At 69.9% G+C, this 25684-nt stretch carries 24 protein-coding genes; 15 read left to right on the forward strand and 9 right to left on the reverse strand.

Annotated features, from left to right (window positions below; genetic code table 11):
* Positions 1–15 precede the first annotated feature (15 nt).
* The 3 genes from HZB25_04270 to HZB25_04280 are packed head-to-tail and all read right to left on the reverse strand — an operon-like array spanning position 16 to position 3442.
* The gene (locus HZB25_04270; GenBank protein MBI5836442.1) at positions 16–1017 is read right to left on the reverse strand and encodes a hypothetical protein; all 1002 of its coding nucleotides are present in this window, start codon (positions 1015–1017) and stop codon (positions 16–18) included.
* A complete protein-coding gene (locus HZB25_04275; GenBank protein MBI5836443.1) occupies positions 1014–2213 on the reverse strand; it encodes a glycosyltransferase family 4 protein in 1200 nt (399 codons plus the stop codon). The genes HZB25_04270 and HZB25_04275 overlap by 4 nt, the downstream gene beginning before the upstream one ends.
* Positions 2210–3442, reverse strand: coding sequence for a glycosyltransferase (locus HZB25_04280; protein ID MBI5836444.1), 1233 nt, complete (start codon positions 3440–3442; stop codon positions 2210–2212). Before HZB25_04280 ends, HZB25_04275 begins: the two co-directional genes overlap by 4 nt.
* Before the next feature lie 301 nt (positions 3443–3743).
* Between HZB25_04280 and HZB25_04285 the strand changes: the two genes are divergently transcribed.
* From HZB25_04285 to HZB25_04295, 3 genes are all read left to right on the forward strand, one after another.
* A complete protein-coding gene (locus HZB25_04285) occupies positions 3744–4049 on the forward strand; it encodes an MFS transporter (protein ID MBI5836445.1) in 306 nt (101 codons plus the stop codon).
* A 14-nt stretch (positions 4050–4063) separates the two neighbouring features.
* Complete coding sequence (locus tag HZB25_04290; protein MBI5836446.1) at positions 4064–4906, forward strand: MFS transporter; 843 nt, start codon at positions 4064–4066, stop codon at positions 4904–4906.
* Between the two features lie 121 nt (positions 4907–5027).
* The gene (locus HZB25_04295; GenBank protein MBI5836447.1) at positions 5028–7091 is read left to right on the forward strand and encodes a hypothetical protein; all 2064 of its coding nucleotides are present in this window, start codon (positions 5028–5030) and stop codon (positions 7089–7091) included.
* 32 nt (positions 7092–7123) lie between these two features.
* On the opposite strand, the gene HZB25_04300 is transcribed toward HZB25_04295, so the two are convergent.
* Positions 7124–8278, reverse strand: a complete 1155-nt coding sequence (locus HZB25_04300) for an ImmA/IrrE family metallo-endopeptidase (GenBank protein ID MBI5836448.1) — start codon at positions 8276–8278, stop codon at positions 7124–7126.
* Positions 8279–8320: 42 nt separating this feature from the next.
* Between HZB25_04300 and lpdA the strand changes: the two genes are divergently transcribed.
* The 6 genes from lpdA to lipA all read left to right on the forward strand — a co-directional run bounded on the left by lpdA (position 8321) and on the right by lipA (position 15230).
* Positions 8321–9898 carry a dihydrolipoyl dehydrogenase gene (gene lpdA / locus HZB25_04305; GenBank protein MBI5836449.1) on the forward strand — a complete coding sequence of 526 codons (1578 nt, stop codon included), beginning with the start codon at positions 8321–8323 and terminating at the stop codon, positions 9896–9898.
* A gap of 4 nt (positions 9899–9902) precedes the next feature.
* Positions 9903–10646 (forward strand): lipoyl(octanoyl) transferase LipB, encoded by a 744-nt coding sequence (gene lipB, locus HZB25_04310; GenBank protein ID MBI5836450.1) that lies wholly within the window; start codon positions 9903–9905, stop codon positions 10644–10646.
* A 122-nt stretch (positions 10647–10768) separates the two neighbouring features.
* Entirely contained in the window at positions 10769–11851 is a 1083-nt protein-coding gene (locus HZB25_04315; protein ID MBI5836451.1) for a thiamine pyrophosphate-dependent dehydrogenase E1 component subunit alpha, read from the forward strand.
* Between the two features lies 1 nt (position 11852).
* Complete coding sequence (locus HZB25_04320; GenBank protein ID MBI5836452.1) at positions 11853–12827, forward strand: alpha-ketoacid dehydrogenase subunit beta; 975 nt, start codon at positions 11853–11855, stop codon at positions 12825–12827.
* Between the two features lie 15 nt (positions 12828–12842).
* Entirely contained in the window at positions 12843–14261 is a 1419-nt protein-coding gene (locus HZB25_04325; protein MBI5836453.1) for a 2-oxo acid dehydrogenase subunit E2, read from the forward strand.
* Positions 14262–14303: 42 nt separating this feature from the next.
* Complete coding sequence (lipA, locus tag HZB25_04330; protein MBI5836454.1) at positions 14304–15230, forward strand: lipoyl synthase; 927 nt, start codon at positions 14304–14306, stop codon at positions 15228–15230.
* Positions 15231–15309: 79 nt separating this feature from the next.
* Here lipA and HZB25_04335 read toward each other — a convergent pair whose 3' ends face one another.
* From HZB25_04335 to HZB25_04355, 5 genes are all read right to left on the reverse strand, one after another.
* Positions 15310–15696, reverse strand: coding sequence for a hypothetical protein (locus tag HZB25_04335; GenBank protein ID MBI5836455.1), 387 nt, complete (start codon positions 15694–15696; stop codon positions 15310–15312).
* A 151-nt stretch (positions 15697–15847) separates the two neighbouring features.
* Positions 15848–16408, reverse strand: coding sequence for a DUF1287 domain-containing protein (locus HZB25_04340; protein MBI5836456.1), 561 nt, complete (start codon positions 16406–16408; stop codon positions 15848–15850).
* A 245-nt stretch (positions 16409–16653) separates the two neighbouring features.
* A complete protein-coding gene (locus tag HZB25_04345) occupies positions 16654–17283 on the reverse strand; it encodes a carbonic anhydrase (GenBank protein MBI5836457.1) in 630 nt (209 codons plus the stop codon).
* Positions 17284–17305: 22 nt separating this feature from the next.
* A complete protein-coding gene (locus HZB25_04350; GenBank protein MBI5836458.1) occupies positions 17306–17788 on the reverse strand; it encodes a DUF1801 domain-containing protein in 483 nt (160 codons plus the stop codon).
* A gap of 3 nt (positions 17789–17791) precedes the next feature.
* A complete protein-coding gene (locus tag HZB25_04355) occupies positions 17792–18391 on the reverse strand; it encodes a GrpB family protein (protein MBI5836459.1) in 600 nt (199 codons plus the stop codon).
* A gap of 185 nt (positions 18392–18576) precedes the next feature.
* On the opposite strand from HZB25_04355, the gene HZB25_04360 reads away from it, so the two are divergent.
* The 6 genes from HZB25_04360 to HZB25_04385 all read left to right on the forward strand — a co-directional run bounded on the left by HZB25_04360 (position 18577) and on the right by HZB25_04385 (position 25672).
* The gene (locus HZB25_04360) at positions 18577–20733 is read left to right on the forward strand and encodes a L,D-transpeptidase family protein (protein MBI5836460.1); all 2157 of its coding nucleotides are present in this window, start codon (positions 18577–18579) and stop codon (positions 20731–20733) included.
* 139 nt (positions 20734–20872) lie between these two features.
* Positions 20873–21691 carry a metallophosphoesterase gene (locus HZB25_04365; GenBank protein ID MBI5836461.1) on the forward strand — a complete coding sequence of 273 codons (819 nt, stop codon included), beginning with the start codon at positions 20873–20875 and terminating at the stop codon, positions 21689–21691.
* A gap of 191 nt (positions 21692–21882) precedes the next feature.
* Positions 21883–23517 (forward strand): cytochrome c3 family protein, encoded by a 1635-nt coding sequence (locus HZB25_04370; protein ID MBI5836462.1) that lies wholly within the window; start codon positions 21883–21885, stop codon positions 23515–23517.
* 262 nt (positions 23518–23779) lie between these two features.
* On the forward strand, positions 23780–24325 hold the full coding sequence (locus HZB25_04375; GenBank protein MBI5836463.1) for a DUF255 domain-containing protein: 546 nt from the start codon (positions 23780–23782) through the stop codon (positions 24323–24325).
* A 145-nt stretch (positions 24326–24470) separates the two neighbouring features.
* The gene (locus HZB25_04380; protein MBI5836464.1) at positions 24471–24908 is read left to right on the forward strand and encodes a DUF2752 domain-containing protein; all 438 of its coding nucleotides are present in this window, start codon (positions 24471–24473) and stop codon (positions 24906–24908) included.
* Complete coding sequence (locus HZB25_04385; GenBank protein ID MBI5836465.1) at positions 24905–25672, forward strand: DUF4234 domain-containing protein; 768 nt, start codon at positions 24905–24907, stop codon at positions 25670–25672. The genes HZB25_04380 and HZB25_04385 overlap by 4 nt, the downstream gene beginning before the upstream one ends.
* Positions 25673–25684 lie beyond the last annotated feature (12 nt).

A 25684-nucleotide genomic window follows, 5' to 3' on the forward strand; every position in this document is an offset into this window, starting at 1 on the left:
CCGGCCAGGGGAGATTCAGCGTCCAAGGCGCCCTTGCAGCGCGAGGCGCACGGTGTTTTGACGGTAATCGCGGTAGTCCCGCGTGGAATCGCGGCGCCGGTATTCTTCCGAGAACACGATGCGTACCTCGGGGGACACGTCCCGGGAAACCTCCAGGCGGTAGGTCTGCTCGCGGTCGTGCCGGCGGTAGTTGGTCCCGAACAGGCTCGCCGGGAAATAGTTCCTCACTCCCTGCACGGTCTCGAGCCGGACTTCCACCGGCCCCACGGGGGCCTCCGCGGAGAGCCCCAGGTTGTTCTCGTAGAAGTCGTAGTTGGAGTCGTCCGCGCGGCTGCGCTCGTTCTCGAATCGGATCGCGGCCCGCGTGGCCGGCGCCGGCTCCCATCCCGCGAGGTAGCTCCAGCGGTTGCGCACGCTGGTGCGCCCGGCGTGCGAGGCGTCGAAGCGCTCGCCGCGGGAGCGGAGTTCCAGGCCCGCAACGAGCCCTGCACGCGGCCTCAGCTCCATCTCCAGCACGCCCTCGCGGTCGCGGTAGCGCGCCCCGCCCGTGGCGTCCGGGAACAGCAACACCTCCGGTGAGTACCGCCCACGGGCACGCGCCCTCCAGGCGCCCGCGCGCGCCCGCAGCTCGGCCTCGTAGCGCTCAGCGTTACGCTGCGTCCACTGGTCGTAGCGCTCCGCAGCGGCGGTCAGGTTGAGATCCACGCGGGCCCCCGACGCGCCCCGGGCACGCAGGCCAAGGCCCGCGAGGAGCACGGCGAAGCGGTCGGGGGTGGGGCTGGCCTCTCCGGCAAACAGGCTGGAGGTGTAGCCGCCCTCCACCTGCGTGCGACCGGTGAGCGCAAACGTGGCGGTGGAACCCGCGGGAGGCCCCGCGGCCAGGCTCGCGATCAGGCCCGCGATCAGGCAGGCGCTCCGCCCCGCGGTGACCCGTCCCGCCTGGAGCCGGCGCGCGAGGAACCAGCGCGCCCGGAACCGGCGTGCGGGAAACCGTCGCGCAGCCGCGGCCGGACTCATGACGCCACCCGGCGCGGGGACGCCAGCTCCATGACGATCCGCGCCACCTCGGCGGCGCGGCAGTCCCAGGTGTGGTCCCGCAGGACCCCCGCCCGTGACGCGGCTCCCACCCTGGCTGCCATCGCCCTGTCGGCGTGCAGCTCGAGGACCATGCGCGAGGCGGCTTCCACGTGCCCGGGCGGGTAGAGGAACCCGGTCTCGCCGTGCCGCACGTATTCCGGAAGATCGCCCTGCCGGGAAGCCACCACCGGCAGGCCGGCAGCCTGGTACTCAAACAGCTTCAGCGGTGAAAAGTAGAACGGCTCCAGCGGCGGGTAGGGCGCCAGGGCCACGTCCATCCGAGCCAGGTGCGCGGGCACCTCCGCGTGACCCACGGCGCCGGTGAGCTCCAGCGCGTCGGCAGCCCCGGCGGCGGCCATGGCCTGCTCCAGTTCGGCGCGGGCCGGACCGTCGCCCACCACGAGCAGGCGAACGGCGGGCACCGTGGAGCGGACGCGCAGGAAGATCCGCGCCAGGTCGCTGACGCCGTGCCACGGGCGCAAGCCGCCGCAGAAGCCGAGGGTGAGGGTGTCCCCCGCCGCCTGTCCGTGGCCCGCGACCCGCGGGGGAAGGCTCTCGAAGAGACCGCGCTCCACCGCGTTGGGCATCACCCGCACCCGCGCGGGCGAGGCACCCAGGCTGCACACGTGCCCCGCCACCGCACTGGAAACAGCCAGCGCCACGGAGGCGTGCTCGAAGACGTGCCGTGCCAGGCGCCGGGCGTCGTCGGCGTGGCGCAGGCCGCGGTAGAGCGTCGCCTCGTCCACCAGCGGCGCGTTCACCTCCAGGACCAGGGGCAGCCCCAGCATCCGTGCGGCGTCCACTCCGGCGCGGCCCCACAGCGAGTAGCGTTCGTACAGGAAGTCCGGCTGCCAGCCGAGCGCTTCGCACACCAGGTGCTCGCGGACGTCGCCGTTGCGGCGCAGCGCGGCCGATTCGGGATCGAGGGCGTCCACGTGGCCGGCGGGGAAGGCGCCGACTCGAAAGGCCGGCCCGTCCCCGGCCATCGGGGGCTTCGGCCCCAGGCGCTCGGACAGCACCCGCACCTCGTGGCCCGCGCGCGCCAGCGCCCCGGCCATGGAGCGCAGGTGCACCGAGGCCCCCTTGGAGCCGTAGAGCGGCACGCCGGGGTCCGAGTTCACGTACAGGATCTTCATGCGCTCGCCCTCGCCCCATCCACGGTGTGCGTGTCCCGCACCCCGTCGGGTTCGCGGAGCTTCAGGAGTCGTGCCAGTTCCTGCCGGACCCCCTGGTGGCCGCGAAATTCGAGCGTGGAGGTGATGGGACTGTCCCCGCCGGACAACTCCTCCGAGACCACCCCGAAGAGATGTCCGGGCGTGAGTTCCGCGGGGTGGATCATGCGGACCAGGCCGCGCGAGGCCAGGCGCTGCGCCCGGATCAACTGCTCCATCCGCGGCACCACCCGGGGCACCACCACTGCGCGACGCCGGAGGGAGAGGATCTCGGTCACCGTGTTGTAGCCGCCCATGGTCACGACCAGGTCGGCGGCCGCGAACAGCGAGGTCATGTGGTCGGAGAAGTTCGTGAAGTACACATCCGGCCGCGCCGCGCGCTCGCGGAGCGCCGCCTGCTGCGCGGCCGGCATGGCCGGGCCGGTCACCAGGCAGTGGAGCACGCCGGCGTCCGCGGGGGCGCCCTCCAGGCCGGCCAGGTAGTGATCGAACAACGGGTAGCCGTCCTCGCCGCCGCCGGCGGTGACCACCACCAGGCGGCGCCCCTCCAAAGCCAGCTCGGAGGCCACCGCCTCGCGGGGCAGCAGACCGTTGTATTTCGGCAGATAGCCGACGAAGGCGGTCTTCGCCGCCACCGCCTCCGGAAACTCGTACTCGCGCACGGTGTCGTAGATCCCGCGCTCCCCGTACACCCACACGGCGTCGTAGTGTTCGGCGATGAAGTCCCACAGCCCCTCGCGTTCGTACTCGGCGCGCATCTCGGCGGGATTGTCCAGGATCTCGCGCAGGCCCAGGATGCGAAGCGTGCGGCTGCCGCGCTCCCTCAGGTCCTCCAGGGTGGCCCGCAGCTCGCCCTTGAGCCCGGCGGGGGTCTTGTCCACCAGCAGCACGTCCGGGGCGAAGCCGCGTGTGGTGTCGCGGATCACCGAGCTGCGCATGCGGCGCAGCTCGTCGAAGCCCAGGTTCAGCGAACGCGATTCGTAGGTGGAGTTGCCGCACTTGCGCACCGAGGGCAGCTTCACGTAGTCCACCCGGTCGGGCAGGTGGAATCCCTCCGCCACCGGGGAACCGGTGACGATCAGGGCCGAGAGGGCGGGGTCCCATCCGACCAGGTCCCCGCAGATGCCGAGCGTGCGCCGCAGGTGGCCGAGGCCCACCGTGTCGTGGGAATACGCGAGCAGTCTGAGTGCCATGGTGTCCCGTCGTGTGCGTGAAAGAGCAATCGGGGGTATCGGGGCCGCGGGCTCCCGGAGGCAGGGGGGTGGGCCTCGCCTGTGGACAAAGGTGGGGTTTCGGACGCGTAAGATACCTGGGTCGGCCGGATGAAGCGTGCCTGCCCGGGGCCGTGGGGCGGGAGCGGTGCCGGACGTGGGATCAGTCGGGGCCCGGTCGCGCCGGATGGCACCACTTGTTCCGGAATTCACATGTAGAATCGAGCCTCGGGGCGCGAACCGGGCCGGTCCGGCGGCGCCCACCGGTCCCTGTGGAGACCCGATGACCCGCGACCGCCACATCCTCTACACAGCAGCGTTTCTGCGCGCCGTGGCCACCGGCATGTCCGGGGTGCTGACGGGCATCTATCTCGCCAGGCTGCGCTTCGACCCCGCACAGATCGGGCTGGTGGTCAGCTCCGGCCTGGCGGGCGCGGCGGTGGCCGCCCTGCTGGTCACGCTCGCGGGCGATCGCGTGGGCCGACGGCGCACTCTGGTGGCGTTGGCGCTGCTGGGGGCAGCGGGGGTGGGCGCCACCGCGATTGCGTCGAACGTGACCGTCATGGCCGTGACCGGGGCGCCTCGCTGATCCTCGACCAGGTGGTGCTCCCGGCGACCACCGACGATCGGGGCCGCACGCGGGCCTTCGCCTGGTACAACGTGATGCAGGACGCCGGGCACGCCGTGGGCAGCCTGGCTGCGGGCCTGCCGACGCTGCTCCACGCGGCCGCGGGGGTGCCCGAGCTGGAGTCGCTGCGCGCCGGCGTGGGCGCGTGCGCGGCGGTCTCGCTGGTGACCGCAGCGCTGTACATGTTCCTCTCGCCCGCTTCGGAGGCGCCTCCCACGGTGAAGGCGGTGGCGCTGAGCCCGGAGAGCCGTCGCGTGGTGTGGCGCATCTCGTCGCTGTTCACCATGGATGCGCTGGGTGGCGGGTTCCTCACCGCCTCCCTGCTGTCGTTCTTCTTCTTCACGCGTTTCGGTGTGACCGAGGGTGGGATCGGGCTGCTCTTCTTCGCCGCCCGCGTGGCCAACGCCTTCTCGCACCTGGGGGCGGCGTGGCTGGCGAAGCGCATCGGGCTGGTGAACACCATGGTGTTCACGCACATCCCCTCGAGCCTGCTGCTGCTCACGGTGGCGTTCGCGCCCACCTTCGCGGTGGCCGCGGCCCTGTTCATCCTGCGCGAGGGGCTGGTGGAAATGGACGTGCCCACGCGCCAGTCCTACGTGATGGCGGTGGTGAAGCCGGAAGAGCGCACGGTGGCTTCGGGCGTGACGCACCTGGTGCGGCTGGGGGCATGGGCGGTGGCGCCTGCCGCCGCCGGGTTGCTGATGCGCGGCGGGTCGCTCGCCGGGCCGCTGGTCGTGGGGGCCGGATTGAAGATCGCCTACGATCTCATGCTCTACTTCGCCTTTCGCGGCGTGCGCCCGCCGGAGGAACGGGCGTAGGACAAGGGACGGGAGTCCCCCCGCCCGGCCTCCGCCCGCCCGTGGTATGATCCCTCAGCCGAACGCGAATTCGCCGCTGTGGCCGGCGTCCTTCATCCTTGCATCTGCCCCCGGAGCTGACTTGCGCACCTTGCTACGCACCCTGCTTTGGGCGGCGTTCCTGCTTCCGCTCCTCGCCCCGCCGTCCGGCGGGGCCCGGGTGACGCTGCTTTCGGCGTCCCACCATGACGGGCAGACGTTCCTCACCTGGGCCGCGCCCGCGGGCACGGGCTGGAAGTACCGCGTGTACGCGTCGGATGGGCCAATCCCCACGGGCACCGACCTGCTCTCCGCCACGCCGCTGGGCGAGGTGGGCGACTCCACCTGGTATGACCGCCGGCTTTCCACGCTGCGCGGCTCCCCCTACGCGTTCACCACCGACTCGCTGGCGCCTCCTCTCGCCCCCACGCAGGGGTTGTTCGTGCACACCGTGCCCTCCGACGGAGCGCGCTTCTACGCCGTGACCGCGCGGCAGGGAGCCGACCCCGAGGACACCACCCTGGTGGCCGGCGAGAACACCCTGGCCACGGCGGTGCCGGAGGTCGAGGGCCGGCCCCGCCCGGTGTTCCAGCGCACCGTCTACGAGTGGGTGGGGCCGGTGGACATCTACACCCTGTGGGTCGGAAACGTGGACACACCCCACGCGCGCGCCATGGCCAACCGGCCCAGCATGGCCCACGACTGCGGCGTGGTGCGCGGCGGCGCGCCGCCGACCAACGCGCTCATGGTCTGCACGCACTGGCATGGCGGCGACTTCCTGGCGGCGCTGGGCGGCTCCGGCGCTCCCGGCGAGTGGCGTCTCGGCGTGGATGACTTCATTCCCAACGCGGACAACAACACCTTCTATCACGGCTATCATCAGGACTACGACATCCTCTCCAATGCCAATCCGGTTCCGACCAGCGGAATGGTCGCCGACTACACCATGCGCCGGGTCGAGTTCACCGTGGAGTGGGCGCGCGCGACGCTGCCGGTGGATCTGCTGCGCACTTACGTGATGGGCATCTCCATGGGGGGGTCCTGCGCCCTCTTCCTGGGCTGGGAACGGCCCGACCTGGTGGCTGCCGCCTGGGCGGTGCTGCCGAAGGTGGACTTCTCCACCTTTGAGTGGGCCGGGTTCCTGTGGCAGGGCCAATTGAGCGCCCAATGGGGCTCCCGGGACACCGACCTGCTCGGCACGGACGGGCTGCACGTGTACGACCGGCTGAACTCGGCCTGGATGGCCGCCCGGCACGAGGCGCCCGGCACGCCGCCGGTGTTCACATTCAGCGGCAAGCTGGACTACTACGTGGGCTGGACGGAGAAGATCGCCTACTATCGTTCGATGGGCACCCACCGCCAGGGGGGCACGTTCTTCTGGGACTGGCGCGGACACACCCTGAACGCCACCGCCTACTGGTCGCCCATGCAGAACGCCCGCTACCTGTACCGGTTCCGCACCGACCTCAGTTTCCCGGCGATCTCCATGTGCAGCGCCGACGGCAACCCCGGGAATGGCCGTTTCTACAACGGCGATTCCACGGGCACCATCAACGGTTTCGCGGAGTGGGACACCGCGATCGTGGATTCCGCGACACGCTGGGAGGTGGTGCTGCGCCCGCGCGACCTGGTCTCCTTCAAGGGCCCCGTGCCGGCCCCCGACTCCTTCACCGTGAACGTGACTCCGAGGCGCCTGCAGCGGTTCGTGATCGCGCCCGGAATGGTGTTCCGGTACACCGAGTCGCGAGTGTCCGACGGCGTGGTCACCGCAACGGGCATGACGCGGGCGGACACCCTGGGCCTGGTGACGCTCTACGGTGCAATGGTGCGGCGGGGAGGGACGCGGCTGACCCTGGAGCCTTCGAACGCCGCCGCGGAAGTCGGCAGCGGCGGAGCCGCCGATCGCAGGCGCATCCGCATCGCCCCGTTCCCGAACCCACTGCGCGGGCGCGCGGCGCTGGAAGTGACTTGGCCCACCGCGGGAGCGGCGAGAGTGGACGTGATTTCGGTGGATGGCAGAACCGTGCGCACCCTGGCGAACGGAAGAGCAGCGGCGGGCGGGGAACGCGTGACGATGGACGCGAATGGGCTGGCGCCGGGCGTCTACTGGCTGGCAGCGCGGCAGGGAGCGGAGAGCGCAGCCAGGAAGCTCGTGATCATTCGCTAGGTGGCCTCCTGCCCGCCGCGGTGGATCGAGCCTCACCCCGCGCTGACTGCCGTCCCGTAGTCCTCCTGGTCATCGAACCCGTACGACAGGAGCACCCCCCGCACGTCCGCCAACTCGCAATCGAGCAGCCGCGCCAGCGCCGCGCGTGGCAGCCCGCCGCGCCGGTAGGCGAAGAAGCACAGCCGCGCAAAGCGCTCCGGCGGCTTGGGCGCGCGCAGCCACGAGGCGCCGACCACCTGCCGGTCGATGGCCCGCAGGTGCGAGTCCCGCAGCAGCCGTTCCACGTCCTCGGGGCGCAACCGCCGCAGGCCCTCCAGCCTCCGCAGCACCGTCTCCGACGACACCCCGAAGTCCCGGGCCAGCTGGAACAGGTCCTCGAAGGTCAACCCCGTGGCGGCCTTGCGGCGCGCCAGCAGCCGGTCGAACTCGCTGTGCGGCAGCAGCAGCGTGGAGGCGAAGGTGTTCGCCAGCCGGCTGACCAGCGAAGCCGGCACCTCCGATGGCGCGGAGGGGGGCCACGCGATGAGCCGGAACAGCTCCCGCGCCCCGTGGTAGTTGCGCCGCCACGGGGCCTCCAGTGAGTTGAGCAGGATGCCGTCGCCCGCCGGCCCGCGGGTGCACGCGCTCACGCCCACCGCGGCGATGTCCTCGTACCACACCTTGATCAGGAACTCCTCCTCCAGCAGCCGCAGCAGCGCAAACGCGGGGCGCGAACCCAGGTCCAGCGATCCGGCCACCGCCCCGGCCAGCTTCTCGGCCTGCCACACCGAAGGGTTCTTCCAGTCCCATTCGAAATCGTCCAGCCACTGGGATGCCTCCAGGCCGCACAGATCTTCCACGCGGGCGTAGTCCAGCAACTTCCGGGCGAAGAACGCCTCGATGCGCTTCTGGCGGCTTCCCACGCGGGCCCGGCGCCCGGTCATGGCGCTCCACTGGAGGGCAGGAACCGGCGCGACTTCCGGCCCCGGGCTGAGCAGCGACTCGAGATCCTGGTTGAGGGCGATGGCCAGGGCCTGCGCCTCCCAGGCCCGGACCCCGCGGCGACCCTGCTCGATCATCGAGATGGTCTGGTGGGCCGGGAACCCGCACAGACGCGCCAGCTCCCGTTGGCTCAAGCCGTTGTCAATGCGCATCTTCTGAATTCGATTCCCGAGCTCCTGCAGACGCTCCCGGGTGCTGGGCTGCATGGCGCACCACCTCCTTGACCGCATGCAAGCGGCTGTCATTGAATGTCGCATATTCAGACGACGAATTCAAGATTTTCTTGCCAAACAAATCTGAATCATTTTCTTCTACTTGACATCCGAAGTAGTTGGACAGACCATGATCCCGATGTGGCGGTGCCCGGCGAGAGCCCGGCGCCGCGATGCGGCGGATCCCATTTCCAAGGAGTCACCTTGTCCACTCCCGCCACCTACGACCTCGCCATCATCGGCAGCGGTCCCGGCGGCTACGTGGCCGCCATCCGCGCGGCCCGGCTGGGCCTGAAGACCGCGGTGGTCGAAAAGGCACCCAAGTTCGGGGGCACCTGCCTGCACTGGGGCTGCATTCCGACCAAGGTGCTGCTGCACACCGCCGACCTGCTCCACGAGATCCGCCACGCCGACACGCACGGCATCAAGGTCGGCGCGCCCGCGCTGGACCTGGCCGCGGTGCACAAGCGCAAGACCGCGGTGGTGGACGGCCTGGCGCAGGGCGTGACCGGCCTGATGAAGCGCGGCAAGGTGGCGCTGGTGCGCGGGCATGGCAAGCTGGGCGGCAAGGGGCGCGTCATCGTGAGCGGCGCCGACGGCAAGGCGGTGGAGGAGCTGCAGGCCCGCAACATCATCCTGGCTACCGGCTCGGTGGTGCGGGAGTTCGCGGGCATGGAGACCGACGGCAAGACCGTGATTCACAGCGATCACGCCCTGAACCTGCAGGAAGTGCCGAAGAGCATGGTGGTGATCGGCGCCGGCGCGGTGGGCGTGGAGTTCGCGTCCATCTACAAGCGCTTCGGCGCGGACGTCACCCTGGTCGAGCTGCTGCCGCGCATCCTGCCCATCGAGGACGAGGAGGTATCCGCGGCGCTGCAGGCCGCGCTCGTGAAACAGGGCCTCAAGGTCTACACCTCCTCGAAGGTGCAGAAGGTGGTCAAGACCGGCCAGGGCGCGCAGGTGATCGTGGAGGCGCCGGACGGCAAGACCCAGACCCTCGAGACCCAGGTGGTGCTGGTGGCCATCGGCCGCCGCCCGGTGAGCGAGAACCTGGGCCTGGAAGGCACGGGCATCCAGGTGGAGCGCGGCTTCGTGAAGGTGAACGAGTGCATGGAAACAGGGGAGCCGGGGGTATACGCCATCGGCGACCTGGTGCCCACGCCACAGCTGGCGCACACCGCGTCGGCCGAGGGCCTGCTGGCGGTCTCGCGCATCGCCGGCAAGGAGGCGCACCCCCTCCGCTACGACCACACGCCCAACTGCACCTATTGCCTGCCGCAGGTGGCCAGCGCCGGCCTGACCGAGGCGAAGGCGAAGGAGCGCGGCTTCGACGTGCGCGTGGGCAAGTTCCCGTTCCGCGGCAACGGCAAGGCCTCCATCGTGAACGAACCGGACGGCTTCGTGAAGATCGTGGCCGAGAAGAAGTACGACCAGGTGCTGGGCGTGCACATGATCGGCCCCTTCGTGACCGACATGATCGCCTCCGCCTGCGTGGCCCTGGATCACGAGGCCACCGGCGAGAGCCTGGCGCACGTGGTCCACCCGCACCCGACGCTGTCCGAGGCGGTGATGGAGGCGGCCGAGGCCATCTACGGGCTGCAGACGCACTGGTAGGAACATGAGTTTCGAAACCCGCTGGCTCGGTCGCCTCGGCTACTCGGACGCCATGGAACGCATGCGCGCCTGGGTGGACGAGCGCGCCCGCGGCGAGCGAGCCGACACGCTGTTCACCCTGGAGCACCCGCCGGTGATCACGCTGGGCCGCAACGCCCGCGTGTCGCACCTGCTGGCCACTCCCGAGCGGCTGGGCGAGCTGGGCGTGGAGGTGCACGAGACCACCCGCGGCGGGGACATCACCTTCCACGGTCCCGGCCAGCTGGTGGGCTACGGCATCGTGAACCTGCGCGAGCGCAGGATCGGGCCGGTGACCTACATGCGCGTGCTGGAGGAAGCCTGCATTCGGGCCGCGCGCCGCTACGGCGTGGAATCCGGCCGTCGCGATGGCATGACCGGCGTATGGACGCCCCGGGGCAAGCTGGTGGCGATGGGCGTGCGCTTCGAGCGCGGCGTCACCTCGCACGGCTTCGCGTTCAACGTGCGCACGGACCTCAAGTTCTTCGACCTCATCGTGCCCTGCGGGCTGGCCGGGGAGCCGGTGACCTCGCTGGAACTGCTCACCGGCTCCGCCCCGCCGCTGGAGGAACTGGGGCAGGTCGTGGCCGCCGAACTGGAGCGGGCGCTGGATGAGGCCGCCGGGGCCGCGGCCGGCCTGGATGCCCGCGCCGCGGAGGCCGAGCCCGGGGGTGGGGCAGGCACTCTTGCCGGCCGGGAATCGTCCGCCCCCGAAGAGACCCTGAAATGACGCCGCGCCCGCCCGCCGGGCCCGCGGCACAAGGCAAGTCCGCCGCCGGCAGGGCCGGCGCCGCTCCGCGCGCGACGCGCGCGCGTTCGGCCGCCGGAACTTCCGCCAGCAAGGAGGAATCGTTGTCCTCGACCACCGTCAGCGCCGGGAAGGCCGATCCCGGTGCCGTGTCGCGCGACGTCGCCCTGCAGCTGTTCCGGGTGATGAAGCTCACCCGGGAGACCGACGACCGGCTGGAGCGCAAGCTCTACCGCCAGGGCAAGATCGTGGGCGGCTGCTACGTCGGCCGCGGCCAGGAGGCCATCCCCATCGGCTGCGTGATCGCCCTGGAGCCGGACGACGTCATCTTCCCCACGCACCGCGAACTGGGCGCGTTCATCGCGCGCGGCATGTCGCTGACCACGCTCTTCGCCCAGTACCTGGGGCGCGCCGACACCCCCACGCGCGGCAAGGACGGCAACGCGCACATCGGCGACATGAGCCTGGGGCTCATCAACTACGTCTCGCACCTGGCCGACAGCGTGCCCATCGCCGCGGGCGCGGCGTGGGCGTTCAAGGCACGCGGCGAGAAGCGCGTGGCGCTGAACTTCCTCGGAGAGGGCTCCACCAGCCGCGGCGACTTCTACGAGGGCGTCAACTTCGCGGCCATCCACAAGCTGCCCGCGATCTACGTGGTGAACAACAACCAGTGGGCCTACTCCACGCCCACGCACCTCCAGATGCCGGTGGCCAACGTGGCCGACCGCGCGCCGGCGTTCAACATCCCGGGCGTGATCGTGGACGGCAACGACGTGGAGGCGGTGTACCTGGCCGCGCTCGAGGCCTGCGCCCGGGCGCGCCGCGGCGACGGCCCCACGCTGATCGAGTGCAAGACGTTCCGCATGACCGGTCACTCCGCGCACGATGACGCCGGCTACGTGCCCAAGGAGCAGTTCGAGCTGTGGGCCCGCAAGGACCCCATCCAGCGCATGGAGCGGCGCCTGCGGGAGCGCGGTTGGGTGGACGACGCCGCGATCGCGGCCATGGACGCCGAGATGAAGAAGTCGGTGGAGGCGGCGGCCGAGACCGCTCTCGCCATGGCCTACCCCGACGGGTCGGAGACGCTCGAGCGTGTCTTCGCCGAGCCCCACCGGGTGAAGGACGTGTTCCCCTGGCGGCACACCGACGAGTACAAGGCCATCGAGATCAAGAAGGAGAAGCCCTGACATGGCGGCCACGACCTACCTGGAAGCCATCCGCCAGGCGATGTGGGAGGAGATGGAGGCCGACCCGCGGGTGTTCTGCATCGGCGAGGACATCGGCATGTACGGCGGCGCGTTCCGCGTCACCGCCGGCTTCCTGGAGAAGTTCGGCCCCGGGCGCGTGGTGGACACGCCCATCGCCGAGTCGCAGATCGTGGGCAGCGCCATCGGCGCGGCCCTGATGGGCATGCGCCCGGTGGTGGAGATGCAGTTCATGGACTTCGTCTCCTGCGGCTTCGACCAGATCACCCAGTTCGCGGCCACCAACCGGTACCGCTGGAACGTGCCGTGCCCCATCGTGGTGCGCGGGCCCTCCGGCGGCGGGGTGCACGGCGGCCCGTTCCACTCGCAGAACAACGAGATGTGGTTCGCGCAGACGCCCGGCCTCAAGGTGGTATGCCCGGCCACGGCCTACGACGCCAAGGGCCTGATGAAGGCCGCCATGCGCGACGACGACCCGGTGCTCTACTTCGAGCACAAGTACCTCTACCGCCGCATCAAGGAGGAACTGCCCTCGCACGATTTCACCGTGCCCATCGGCAAGGCCGAGGTGCGCCGTCCCGGGCACAGCATCACGCTGGTCACCTACGCGGCGATGCTCTACACCGCGCTGGAAGCGGCCGAGGTGCTCAAGCACGACGGCATCGAACTGGAAGTGATCGACCTGCGCACCATCAGCCCGCTGGACAGCGACCGCGTGGTGGAGAGCATCAAGAAGACGCACCGCGTGATCATCCTCCACGAGGACCAACGGTTCGGCGGCATCGGCGGCGAGCTCAGCGCGCGCATCGCCGAGGACGCTCTCGAGTACCTGGACGCGCCCATCCGCCGGATCACGCCGCCGGACACGCACGTCCCGTATTCGCCACCGCTCGAGGAGGCGTTTCTGCCGAACGCGAAGGATGTCGTCTACGTCGCCCGCCAGCTGGCGCGGTATTGAGGAGAACGCAGCCCTATGAGCACGAAGATCGTCATGCCGCAGATGGGCGAGTCCATCGCCGAAGGCACGATCACCAAGTGGCTGAAGAAGGTCGGCGACAAGGTGGAGCGCGACGAGCCGCTGTTCGAGATCTCCACCGACAAGGTGGACTCGGTGATCCCCGCGCCCGCCGGCGGCGTGCTGCTGAGCATCGCGGTGCAGGAGGGCGAGACCGTCGAGATCAACACCGAGGTGGGGCTCATCGGCGAAGCCGGTGAGGCGGCCGGAGCCGCGCCGGCGAAGGCTGCCGCGCCTGCGCCCGCTGCCGCGGCCGCTGCGCCCGCTGCGCCCGCTGCGTCCGCTGCGTCCGCCGCGGCCGCTGCGCCAGCTGCGCCCGCGGCCACCGCACTGGTCGCCGCTGCGCCCACCGCGCCCCGGCCCGCGGCCGGCCCCGTGACGCAGAAGCGCGACGAGGGCGGTCGCGTGCTCACCTCGCCGCTGGTCCGCAACATGGCCAAGGAGCAAGGGGTGGACCTGGCGCAGGTGCCCGGCACCGGTTACCAGAACCGCGTGACGAAGGAGGACGTGGAGCGCTTCGTGAAGAGCGGGGCGCCCGCCGCCGCGGCGTTGGCCGCCGGCCCGGTCGCCGCTGCGCCTGCCGCGGCCGCGCGTCCCGCCGCCACGGCTGCCGCCGGCGCCCACGCCGCCGCGGGCTCCTATACCGCGTTCGAAGTGCCGGTGACGCCGCTGCCGGGCGACGTGTGGGAGCCGCTGAACCACGTGCAGAAGCGCATGGCCGACCACATGTGGCGCGCCAAGCAGCTCATCCCGCACGTCACCACGGTGTTCGAGTTCGACGTCACCAGGATCGTGGAGATCCGCAATCGCGAGAAGAAGCGCTTCGAGGCCGAGACCGGCACCAAGCTCACCTACATGCCCTTCTTCGCCAAGGCGGTGGTGGAAGCCCTGAAGAAGATGCCGCTCATGAACGCCTCGCTGCAGGGCGACCAGATCGTCTACCACCGCGAGGTCAACCTGGGCATCGCCGTGGCGCTGGACTGGGGCCTGATCGTGCCGGTGGTGCGCAACGCCGAGGAGAAGTCGTTCCTGGGCCTGGCGCGCTCCATCGCCGACCTGGCGACGCGCGCGCGCGGCAAGCAGCTCAAGCCCGAAGAGATCATGGGCGGCACGTTCAATATCACCAACCCCGGTGTGTTCGGCAGCCTGTTCGGAACGCCGATCATCGCGCCGCCGCAGTCCGGCATCCTGGACCTGGGAGCGATCAAGAAGCGCCCGGTGGTGGTGGAGAGCGAGGCCGGCGACTCCATCGCCATCCGCCACATGCAGTACGTGGCCGTGGCCTTCGACCACCGCATCATGGGCGGCGCCGAGGCGGACAAGTTCATGAACCTGATCAGGGAGCGGATCGAAGGCTGGAGCGAGTCGATCTACTAGCACGGCAGGCATTCATGCCTGCCCCGCGACGATAGGACTGCAATGGCAACCACGATCCAGATCGAGACCCCGGATACCCCGGAAGCGCCCCGACAACGCCGGCCCGAGTGGCTCAAGGTCTCCGTCCCCGGGGGCGAGGGCTACACGCGGGTGATGGACCTGGTGAAGACCCACCGGCTCCACACCGTGTGCCAGAGCGCGCGTTGCCCCAACATCGGCGAGTGCTGGGGGCGGGGCACGGCCACGTTCATGATCCTGGGCGAGGTGTGCACGCGGCACTGCCGCTTCTGCTCGGTGATCAGCGGCCGGCCGGAAGGCTACGACCTGGACGAGGCGGAGCGCGTGAGCGACGCCATCGAGCGGCTGAAGCTGCGCCACGTGGTGGTGACCAGCGTCACCCGCGACGACCTCAAGGACCACGGCTCCGAGGTGTACCGGCGCATGATCGTGCGCGTGCGCGAGAAGAGTCCCGGGACCAGCGTGGAGCTGCTGATCCCCGACTTCCGCGGCCACCGCGAGCCGCTGGAGCGCGTGCTCTCCGCGTTCCCCGACATCCTGGGCCACAACGTGGAGACCGTGCCGCGACTGTACCGGCGCGTGCGCCCCGGCACGCAGTATCCGCGCTCGCTGGGCGTGCTGAAGATGTCGAAGGAGATCGCGCCCGCCGTGAGGACCAAGACCGCGCTCATGGTCGGCCTGGGAGAAGAGCCCGAGGAGGTGAAGCAGGTGATGCGCGACGCCCGCGGGCACGGCGTGGACATCTTCACCATCGGGCAGTACCTCCAACCCACGAAGGACCACCTCCCGGTGGAGCGCTTCGTCCATCCCGACGAGTTCCGCATGTACAGGGAGTTCGGGCTGCGCGAGCTGGGGTTCCGGCATGTCGTGTCCGGACCGCTGGTGCGCTCGAGCTACCGGGCGGAGGAGCAGGCGGAGGTGGCGGGGACGGCGGGGGAGATGCCGGTGTAGCGGCGCGTCTCGATTCCCGCCTCTCGCTTTCCGCCTCTCGCTTCCCGCGCCTTGCTCCCCGCGTCCTGCTGCCCGCCCCCTACGTCTTCTTCTGTACCCGGAAATTCACCGTGCCGCTGGCGTCCTGGTAGGTCACGCGGATGGTCCACGTGCCCGCGGTGTCCGCCGTGGTCTCGAACGTCCCATTTTCCGCAAGCGAACGCGAGTAGACCTGCCTGCCGTCGTGCAGCAGCGTGAGCGTCATGGTCCCGCCCGTGACCGAGGTGGCCTGGTTCACCACGGCCACCGGTCCCGTGACCGTCCACGCGTACTCCAGCACGCCGGTGTAGCCTTTCACGTTGCTCACCTGGTATTCGAAACTGTCCGTGTTGTTGTGGACCTGGGGCTGGATTCCGGGGGAGTTGCAGCCGCAGAGGATCAGGGCGAGGGCAGGCAGGAGCATGCAGATGCGGGCGAAGCGGGTCATGGATGGCTCCTCCAAGGTCTGCGGGCGAAGTCACGGGGGGTTGCTTGGGGGTTCACTCAAGGCTGGCAGTTGGGGGAGAGGGCGTCAAGCCCGGCGCGCGGCGAGTCAATCCAGGCCGACTCCGGAAGCGCGCTGATGGGAGGCGTGTCGCTCATTCCGAGCCGTAGCGGTAGTGCCCGGTGATGGGGTAGGCAAACAGAACGTCCTCCACCTCGGGTCCGCGGCCGATGTTGTGCACCACCATGGGGACCCCCGCACGGGAGTTCTGGTCAGTCACGATACCTATGTGCGGCAGGTTGCCCGGCAGCCTCCAGGTCACCAGGTCCCCAGCGCGGTACGCACGGGCCGCGTGTGTAATCGGGAGTTCGGCACCCGCGCGACGAAAGAACGTCTGTAGATTCGGCACGCGGCGATGGTCGATGTTCGAGTCCGAAGCTCTGAGTCCCCAGAGCCGTGGGTACGAATCGAAGGCGAGCTGCATGTCCTCGTGGACCTTCACCTGGAGGTCGATACCGAGCTTTCTGTAGGCCCGGACGATGAGGTCGGTACAGACACCGACGGTCTCGGGCACGTCCCCGCCGGGATAGTCGATTCGGCGATAGGTGCCGTCGTAGCTGACGGTGGCGCTCGTCTGGGCGACCGCGGCGGCAACCAACCGTTGCGCCTGTGCCTCCGTCAACGAGCGCCCGTGACCCAGCGCGGGTGCGGCCATGAGAAGGAAGGCCGTCGCGCAGTACCTGATCACCCTCACTCGGGAGTCCCTCTCAGTTCCGCTCAACGAGAATCCGTTCGCCCTTGGTCAGAAGTTCGGCCGCCCAGTCCAATCCGATCGCTCCCGGTACTCATCCACCGCAAGCCCTTTGCGAAGCTGGGCCGGCGTGCCGGCTCCCCGGGGATGTTCCCGGCCCGCCGGTCTGGGACATGAATCCGGACCTCGCCACGAGCGTCAGGCTGTCGTCAGCCGCCATCCGGTACGCCGTCGAAGAAGTCAATGAGCCCGGTCTCCAGCGAGTACTCCGCGCCTACGACGAGGAGCCCCTCCTTCTGGATCAACTGCTCGAGGATTTCGGATCCGTGGCGCAGGTGGTTTGCCGAGACGCGGACATTGGCACGCACGGCATGCCTCACCAGGGCATCCGCGTCGTGCCTGAGGTCCGTCGCCAGCAGCGCCTCTACGGATGGCCGAACGCGGTCCACGATCGACCGCAGATTCCGCGACTGTCCGTCCGACGGCTGCTGAAGTTCTTCCAGGGTAGCCAGAACAGCCCCGCACTGGGAATGCCCCAATACCACCACGAGCCGTGTGCCGAACCGAGCTGCGGCGAACTCGACGCTGCCGACTTGCGAAGAAGCGACGATGTTCCCGGCAACCCGGATGACGAACAGGTCGCCCAGGCCCTGGTCGAACACGATCTCCGCCGGCACCCGCGAGTCGGAACACCCGAGAATGATCGCGAATGGCTCCTGGCCCCCGGCCAGCTCGTTGCGACGGCTCTGGCTCGCGAACGTGGCGCCGGTCAACTGGCCAGACGCGAAGCGGCGGTTCCCCTCTCGCAGGCGATCGAGCGCTTCCCTTGCCGAGATCATCGACGTTCCGTCCCCGTCCGGCTCACGTCCGCCCGCGGCCCCGTGCCTTCGGGGCTCCGGACCGGAGATTCTCCGCGACCGCGGCCCGGATCAAGGCCACGAACGCCCTGGCATGGAGTGTCTCTCCCTCCCGGATGTCGATGGCGCGACGCGTGTTCCCATCAAGGCTGGAGTTGAATAGCCCCCGAGGGTCCGCCAGGGAGGCGCCCCGGGCGAAGGTCAGCTTGACCACCTGCTTGTAGGCCTCCCCGGTGCAGACGATCCCGGCGTGGGACCATACGGGCACCCCCAGCGGGTTGCTGGGCTTGATCCACTTGCACTCTTCCATGATGTCCGGGTCCGCCTCGTGGACAAGGCGGCGAACCTCCGCCAGGGTCTCGGCGCGCCAGCCACCCAGGGACCGGATCCGTTCGTCAATGAGATGAGAGGCCGCCCTTGCGGTCCCGGGCTCCGTATTCGCACCGGGCTTGGCCTTCGGCTCACTTCTCTTAGGTCGTGACGCCACGGTTCATTCTCCGACTATTTGTGATGGCTGACGAAGGTGTTGCTTCGCTGCTTCGGTCACCCTGACGATGAACTCCGTCTTGCCCTGCGTGTATGCAGCGCGGTCATGCGTCCAGCTGGAAGCCAGGCGGCGCTTCAGTGCCTCGTAATCCCGGGCCACTTCCGGGTGCCCGATCAGATAGTCGCGAAACAGCAACCGATCCCAGTGGGTGGTGAAGTGGCTCTCCACCATGTGGATGTGATGTGTGCGGCCCCCCGTTCGCGGATCCCGCTTGATGAACCACGCGTAGAAGGGCGGGCCGTCGTCGCCGTGCGTCGGACGCCAGAAGTACTCGTAGCCTCGCGACTCCAGCGCCGGCACGATCCGGACCCCGACCTCCCGCAGGTCGGTCACCTCGACGAGCATGTCCACGATGGGCTTCGCGGCAAGCCCCGGCACCGCTGTGCTGCCAAAGTGCTCGATTCGCCGGATGAGTTCGCGCGACAGGCAGGACAGCAGGTGTTCCGACTCCTGACGGAAGAGCTCCGGCCAGGCAGGATCGTATGGCGCGATTGCCACTTCCTCGCGCGTGACCCGCTGAACCCGCTGCTCTGGTGTCTCCATGTGCTTCCTCATGGGCCCAACGTGTCAATTCAGTGCCAACTCACTCGAGAATCCAGTGACGCGATCATATTCATTTGCGGAGGGCACCCGCAAGCCTGCTCAAGGACCCGCAGGAGGGCTCCGGCCGCAGGATTCACCCGGTGCCGCGAAGGTCTCCGCGGAGCGGCATGGGAGAGTCCCGCCGCATGCTGTATCCTCACCCCGCCATGAATCCCGATCCCGTCCTCGCCGCCCGCCACCGCGCCCTCGCGATCGCCGCCCTGGCGCGCCCGGCCACGCCATTCACGGAACTGCCACCGCGCCTCCTCGTCGTGGACGTGGAGCGCCAACGTCTGGGCCTCCTCGACGGCGGCCGCCTGCTCGCCGAGTACCCCGTCTCCACTTCCGCGAAAGGCATCGGCTCCCGCGAGGGTTCCAACCAGACGCCGCCGGGATGGCATCGCATTTCGAACATGATCGGCGCGGGCGCGCGCACGGGAACGGTCTTCCGCAGCCGCGAGGCGACGGGGGAGACGTGGCCTGGAGCAACCTCGGGAGGCGCCCGCACCGCGACCGGAACCGCAACCGCCCCCGCAGCGGCCGCCACTACCGTCCCGTCCGCCGACGAAGACCTCGTCCTCACCCGCATACTCTGGCTCGACGGCCTCGAGGAGGGCGTGAACCGCGGCCCGGGCTGCGACTCGCGCGACCGCTACATCTACATCCACGGCACCAACCAGGAGGGCCGCATCGGCGAGCCGGCCTCCCACGGCTGCGTGCGCATGCGCAACGCGGACGTGACGGAACTGTTCGACCTGGTGCGCGAGGGCGACCCGGTGGTGATCGCGGAAGCTCCCGCAGCATCCGGCGACCGTCTGGGCCTGGGGCGCCTGCACTTCGCCGGCGTGGGCGGCAGCGGGATGAGCGCGCTGGCGCAGCACGTGGCCATGCGCGGCGGGCGCGCCAGCGGCAGCGATCGCAGCTTCGACCGCGGCCTGAACGCGGACGCCCGCGCGAAGCTGGAGCACCTGGGCGTGGGGATCTTCCCGCAGGACGGCAGCGGGGTGTCCGGCGCAGCCAGGCCAGCGCGCGAGCCTGCCGCAATCGCCAGCCCCGGCGCGGCGCAGTGCAGCGCCGTCGTCTGCTCCACCTCCATCGAGGAGCTGGTGCCGGATTTCGCCGCGGCCCGCCGCCTCGGCGTGCCCATCCTGCACCGCTCGGAGCTGCTGGCGCACTTCGTCGCCTCGCAGCGCACCATTGCGGTGACGGGCACCAGCGGCAAGTCCACCACCACGGCGATGATCTTCGAGATCCTGCGCGGCGCGGGGCGCGACCCGTCGGTGATCACCGGCGGGGAGCTGATCGCGCTCCAGGAAGGCGGCCTGTGGGGCAATGCGTATGCGGGCGCGAGCGACCTGCTGGCGATCGAGGCCGACGAGAGCGACGGCTCCGTGGTGCGCTACCGTCCCGCGGTGGGGGTGGTGCTGAACCTCCAGAAGGACCACAAGGAAATGGACGAGGTGGCCGCGATGTTCCGCGCGTTCCGCGCGAACGTGCGCGAGGCGCTGGTGGTCGGGGAGGCGGAGAATCTGGCGGAACTGGTTCGGACGGACATGGCGGCAACCCGAGCGACGGGCGCGACCGGAACCGCGCCCGCGCTCGAAGCGGCGACCGGCGGCAACGCGGCGCCCCCCACCACCATCTTCGGCTTCGGCCCCGCCGCGCACGTTCGCGCCGAGGACATCGAGGAGACCGCCACCGGCTCCACGTTCCGCGTCGCCTCCACGCGCTTCACGCTGCCGGTGCCCGGACGGCACAACATCGAGAACGCCCTGGCGGCCATCGCCGCGTGCCGGGCGGTGGGTGTGCCGCTCGAGGCCATGGCCGCTCCGCTCGCCGGATTCCGCGGCGTGGCGCGGCGCTTCCAGTCCCTGGGCTCGAAGCACGGTGTGGAGGTGGTGGACGACTTCGCGCACAACCCGGCCAAGCTGGCGGCTTCGCTGCGCACCGCGCGGCGCCGGGCGCGGCGGGTGCTCGCCGTGTACCAGCCGCACGGCTACGGGCCGACGCGCTTCCTGCGCCGGGACTTCGTGGATACCTTCGCTGCCGAACTGGGCCCGGACGACCGCCTGTGGATGCTGGAGGTGTTCTACGCCGGCGGCACGGCCACTCGGGATTTCTCCGCCGCCGAGATCGTGGCCGAGATCGCCGCTCGCGGTGTGCGCGCCGAATTCGCGGATTCGCGCGAATCCCTGGTGGAGAGGTTGGCGGCCGAGGCGCGCGAGGGCGACCTGGTGCTCGTCATGGGTGCGCGCGACCCCTCGCTCACGGAACTGGCGCGCGACATCATGGGTCGCCTGTAGGGCCCGCGCCCCGTGCGGGGCCCGCACCGCGGCCGAAATCGCACCCCCGCGCCATTGTCCGCGCGCCGCGCCGTGCGCCGCGTCCCTGCCCCGAGGTTCGCAGATTGCCGCAAACGCCTCCGCCTCCTATTCTTTCCCCATGCTCATCCTCTACACCTCGGACCTGCACGGCGAGCCCGGACTCTACGAGCAGCTCTTCGCCCACGTGCGGCGCGCGCGCCCGCACGCGGTGCTGCTGGGCGGGGACATCACGCCCACGCACTTCGGCCCCGAGGGGCCGTCCATCCAGCGGAAGTTCCTCGAGGGTCTGCTGGAACAGTTCGACCGGTTCGCGGACTCGCAAGGCACGCACTTCTACTTCATCTTCGGCAACGCCGACTGCCGCGCGAACTGGGCGTGGCTGGAGTCGCAGGAGCGTCCGCACGCGGTGCCGGTGCACGGCCGCGCCGTGGAGCTGGAGAAGGGGCTGCTGCTGGCCGGCTACAACTACGTGCCGGTGACGCACCTCACGCTCAAGGACTGGGAGAAGCGCGACCTGCGCGAGACCGGCGGAGAGCGCTGGGAGGGCATCATCACCCACGAGGACGGGGTGCGGCACGTGGACCTGCGTGAGGGCGACCCGGACGACAACCTGGCGCGGGACTTTGCCGCCCTGGCGGAGCGCATCGACGGCGCTCCGTGCATCTGCGTGCTGCACTCGCCGCCCAGCGACACGCACCTGGACATGATCCACACCGGCCGGCACGTCGGCTCGGTGGCCGCGCGGGAGTTCCTCGAGCGGACCGCGCCGCGGCTGGCGCTGCACGGTCACATCCACGAGTCCCCGCGGGTGAGCGGGCGGCAGATGGACCGCGTCGGTTCCACGCTCTGCGTCAACCCCGGCCAGAGCCCGGGCGGCACCCTGCACGCGATGTTCTTCGACCCGGACGACCCGGAAGCCACGCTCCGCCCCGCGTGACGGCCGGCCGGAACACCCGTCTTCCGGGGGTCCCGGCGATGCCGGGATCATCTGCTTGACAATTATCCCACAAGAGCAATAACTCAACGTGACGCAGCCCTCCGTGAGGGGCACCACCTATCCGGCACCCCGGACCGGAATACGCTTCCCATCGGCCGTCCGCACGTACCGTGCGTAGGGGAGGGATTCCCGTGTCATCCGTGCGCGCCAGGGTCGGCGCCCACCGCATCCTTGCATCGCTTTCTTGTGGGCTGTCCGCACTCATCCTGCTGATCGCCGCCGCACCCGCGGCGGCCGTGGACCATCCGGAAACCGGCAACACCGCCTGCATCAAGTGCCACAATTACTCCGCTGTCGGCATCGAGTCGCTGGAGCAGGAGACCTCGCTCCCGCACGACTCGTTCGTGTGCCTGCGATGCCACGAGATGCACAGCTGGAGCGGCAACCTCCAGTTGGTGCGCGCCACCATCAACACCCCCAACTCCGGCCCGCGCGCGGTGCTGTTCCGCTCGCACACCGGGACGAACTCCTTCGCCGACGGCGACGGCACGTACAACGGGGTGTGCGAGGTGTGCCACACGCGCACCTACTATCACCGCAACAACTCGTCCGGCGACCATTTCCACAACGCCAGCACCGACTGCACCGCGTGCCACCCGCACCCGTTCTTCCACCCCACGGGCGGCACGTGCCTCGACTGCCACAACCGGACGCAGCCCTTCCTGGCCGGCGACTACCGCCGCCAGGTCGTGGTGGCCGAGGGCGTGGGGGGCGACTTCATCCTGCCCAGCCACCACGTCACCGACGGCTCCACCACGCAGGTGGTCTCGGCCTCGGATTGCGTGGTGTGCCACGACCAGTCGCAGCACCGCTCCTTCACCGGCGGCGTCGGCGTGCTGCTCCGGGACGCCGACGGCGGCGCCCCGATCGGGTTCGACGGCACCGCCGCCTCGCTGGAGGCGTTCTGCGTAAACTGCCACGACGGCGGGCACGCCGCGCCGTTCCTGGACGGGCGCCCCGCCGTCAACGTCGCCGGGATGTGGGCGGGCGCCACGCACCACACCGCCGGCGTGACCTGTGCGCAGTGCCACGGCAACGGGCACGGCAACCCCAACGCGAAGATGCTGCTGGCGGCCACCGCCCTGCGCGACAACACCACCTACAGCACCTTCGCCTACTCGCTGTGCTGGATGTGCCACTCGGAACAGAAGATCATCAACGGCACCAACAGCTTCGCCCAGCTCCACAAGAAGCACGTGGTGGAGAAGAAGGCTCCGTGCACGGCCTGCCACAGCGGGCATGGCGCGCAGGACGCCGGAGAGCCCGGCCAGGTCAACTTCAGCTACGCGCTCGCCAACGGCTTCGACCTGCAGATGATTGACGGCAATACGCCCAGCACCGCCTTCCATGTTTCGGGTGACGACAGCAAGGGCTACTGCTACCTGCGCTGCCACGGCCAGGATCACAAGCCGAAGTTCTACGACCGCACCGGGATGCTGCCGCTCGTGAAGCACACCGAGGGCGAAGAGCCCGGGGACACTCCGGTGGCCCTGCACCTGCGCGCGCTGGCCAACCCCGCCCGCGGCCAGGCCTCGTTCGTGGTGGAGGCCTCGGGCATGGGCCTGACGCAGACCACGCGCCTGACCGTCTACGACGTCGCCGGCCGCATCCAGCAGCAGTTCGACGTGGCCCCCTTCGCCGGACGCCGCGTCATCCGCTGGGACGGCAGCGACCGATCCGGGCGCCTGGTGCCCAACGGGGTCTACCTGGCGCGGCTGGAGACCTACGCCGGAGCCCAGGTGTTCCGGCTGATGTTCATGAGGTAGGGCGTTTCGACCTGCCGCCGGCGGCACGTCAGGCGCTCTCGCCTGCCGAATCCGCCTCCGCCCCGCGTCCCCCTGGCGCGGCAACTGCCAGCGGCCGCCCCGATTCCGGGGCGGCCGCCGCGCATCCACCATGGTACAATTGTCCGGCGTGGCCGCCGTGCGGCGCCCGGCAGCCGGGCACCACCGGCGCGGAGCAACTTCCGGCCCCCGCCGGGCATCCAACCAGTACACGCCTCCGAAGACACCCAAGACTGGAGATCCCATGGAGTTCCAAGCCGGCCGCCGCCCGACATTCCGCATCCGACGCACCGCATCCCTGCTGGCGTTGGCCGTCCTCGTGTGCACCGCCCCCCGGATTGCCTCCGCCGACCCCGCGCCCAAGGCCGAATCGCTCAAGTGGCTGCCCTACGAGGTGGCCGTCCAGGAGGCCGCGAAGTCGAAGAAGCCCATCCTGGTGGACGTGTATACCAACTGGTGCGGCTGGTGTAAGCGCATGGACGCCACCACCTACAAGGACGCCCGGGTGATCGAGGACCTCAACCGGGACTTCGTCATTGTGCGCCTCAACGCCGAATCCGAGCGCCCCACGACCTACAAGAAGCAGCCCATGACCGAGCAGCAGATCTCCCGGGACGTCTTCGGGGTCTCCGGCTTTCCCACCACCATCTTCCTCGACGCCGACCAGGGTGTGATCGGCCCTTTGCCCGGGTACGTGCAGGCCGCCGAATTCCACAACATCCTGCGCTATATCGGCGGCGGCCACTACAAGACCATTAAGTACTCGGAGTTCAAGGCCAGGAAGCTCTAACTCCCCGTTCCCCTGCTTGACCGCCCGCCCCGCCGCACCAATAATCCCCCCGGGCCGTTTCCGGGGCGTCGCTTCCCGGAAACACCATCCAGCCCATCTGCGTAAGTGATTGCAGGGCGGCCGGGACGGCCGTTGCGGGGGATCCATGAAACTGGCGCTGGAACGCGCACCGAGGGAGGCACTCGCCGAGCAGGGCGTGCTGGGGCTCACGGCCCTGACCGCCCTCATGGCGGCGCGCCTCGTGGACGCCGGCGGACGGGTCGCGGGCCTGCCGCTGTTGAGGTGGATCCCGGCCTGTCCGCTGCACCAGTGGACCGGCATGGACTGCCCCACCTGCGGCATGACGCGCAGCTTCGTGGCGCTCGCGCACGGGCAGCTGGACCGATCGCTCCACTTTCACCCGCTGGGACCGGTGCTGTTCGCCCTTTCGGGCGCGGCCGGACTGGCGCTCCTCGGGGGCTGGGCCGCTTCTCGGTCCTGGCGCCTCGATCTCTCCCAAGGGGAACGGGGCCTGCTGCTTGGCGGCGCGGTCGCGGTCCTGGCGGGCACCTGGCTGCTGCGCCTCACGGGGGTGTTCCGATGAGCTGGGCCGAGAACCTCCGCCGCGTCCACATGCGGCGGTCCGAGAGCGACTACAAGTTCGACTTCGCGCTGAACCTGCTGCTCACGCTGCTCACCTGCTTCCTGTGGGGCTTCGTGGGCTGGTACCGCATCGTGCGCCGGCGCGACCTGCATTTCACCCGCTCCGCGGACTTCACCGCCTCCGCCGTGGCCGCGCTGGCCGAACGGGCGTACGCCACCGGCCGGCGTGCCCAGGTGGAAAGCCACCTGCGCTCCCTGGACGTGATCTCCCGCGACCTCCGGGCGCAGGCGCGCGAGCGCGGCGCGCTGATCTGGACGCTGCTGGGCATCCTCACCGCAAAGGTGTCGTTCCTGATCATGTTCTACTTCCTGGAGGAGGACTACCGCCGACAGGAGCAGACCGAGATCGAATTCGCCGGCCACCTGGGTGAGGCGATGCGCATTCTCGACCTGCCGTGCACGTACGGGGCGTTCCAGCCGGTCGTGCGCGAGCGTTCCTACGCGCTGTATCTCCTGTTGACCATCTTCACCTGCGGGCTGTTCGGCTTCTACTGGTTCTACAAGGTGAACTACGAGGAAAACGCCCACATGGATTCGCACGCCATGTGGGAGTCGCAGGTGATCGGTTGCCTGGCCGGGCCGCAGCACGGTGCGCCCATGCCGCCGTACGGCCCCGGGCAGCCGCCGTACGCGCCCGCGCCCCCGATTCCGCCGGCGCCCTACACGCCGCCGGCTCCGTATACGCCCCCTCCGCCGACGGCCTGAGCGGCCGCCGAA

It is taken from the genome of Candidatus Eisenbacteria bacterium, from assembly GCA_016235265.1.
GTDB lineage: Bacteria > Eisenbacteria > RBG-16-71-46 > RBG-16-71-46 > JACRLI01 > JACRLI01.

Bases quoted from the DNA above. Each gene is read 5' to 3' on its own strand.
- HZB25_04270 (MBI5836442.1), bottom strand. From the start codon at position 1,017: ATGAGTCCGGCCGCGGCTGCGCGACGGTTTCCCGCACGCCGGTTCCGG.
- HZB25_04275 (MBI5836443.1), bottom strand. From the start codon at position 2,213: ATGAAGATCCTGTACGTGAACTCGGACCCCGGCGTGCCGCTCTACGGC.
- HZB25_04280 (MBI5836444.1), bottom strand. From the start codon at position 3,442: ATGGCACTCAGACTGCTCGCGTATTCCCACGACACGGTGGGCCTCGGC.
- HZB25_04285 (MBI5836445.1), top strand. From the start codon at position 3,744: ATGACCCGCGACCGCCACATCCTCTACACAGCAGCGTTTCTGCGCGCC.
- HZB25_04300 (MBI5836448.1), bottom strand. From the start codon at position 8,278: ATGCAGCCCAGCACCCGGGAGCGTCTGCAGGAGCTCGGGAATCGAATT.
- lpdA (MBI5836449.1), top strand. From the start codon at position 8,321: ATGTCGCATATTCAGACGACGAATTCAAGATTTTCTTGCCAAACAAAT.
- lipB (MBI5836450.1), top strand. From the start codon at position 9,903: ATGAGTTTCGAAACCCGCTGGCTCGGTCGCCTCGGCTACTCGGACGCC.
- HZB25_04320 (MBI5836452.1), top strand. From the start codon at position 11,853: ATGGCGGCCACGACCTACCTGGAAGCCATCCGCCAGGCGATGTGGGAG.
- HZB25_04325 (MBI5836453.1), top strand. From the start codon at position 12,843: ATGAGCACGAAGATCGTCATGCCGCAGATGGGCGAGTCCATCGCCGAA.
- lipA (MBI5836454.1), top strand. From the start codon at position 14,304: ATGGCAACCACGATCCAGATCGAGACCCCGGATACCCCGGAAGCGCCC.
- HZB25_04335 (MBI5836455.1), bottom strand. From the start codon at position 15,696: ATGACCCGCTTCGCCCGCATCTGCATGCTCCTGCCTGCCCTCGCCCTG.
- HZB25_04340 (MBI5836456.1), bottom strand. From the start codon at position 16,408: ATGGCCGCACCCGCGCTGGGTCACGGGCGCTCGTTGACGGAGGCACAG.
- HZB25_04345 (MBI5836457.1), bottom strand. From the start codon at position 17,283: ATGATCTCGGCAAGGGAAGCGCTCGATCGCCTGCGAGAGGGGAACCGC.
- HZB25_04355 (MBI5836459.1), bottom strand. From the start codon at position 18,391: ATGGAGACACCAGAGCAGCGGGTTCAGCGGGTCACGCGCGAGGAAGTG.
- HZB25_04360 (MBI5836460.1), top strand. From the start codon at position 18,577: ATGCTGTATCCTCACCCCGCCATGAATCCCGATCCCGTCCTCGCCGCC.
- HZB25_04365 (MBI5836461.1), top strand. From the start codon at position 20,873: ATGCTCATCCTCTACACCTCGGACCTGCACGGCGAGCCCGGACTCTAC.
- HZB25_04375 (MBI5836463.1), top strand. From the start codon at position 23,780: ATGGAGTTCCAAGCCGGCCGCCGCCCGACATTCCGCATCCGACGCACC.
- HZB25_04380 (MBI5836464.1), top strand. From the start codon at position 24,471: ATGAAACTGGCGCTGGAACGCGCACCGAGGGAGGCACTCGCCGAGCAG.
- HZB25_04385 (MBI5836465.1), top strand. From the start codon at position 24,905: ATGAGCTGGGCCGAGAACCTCCGCCGCGTCCACATGCGGCGGTCCGAG.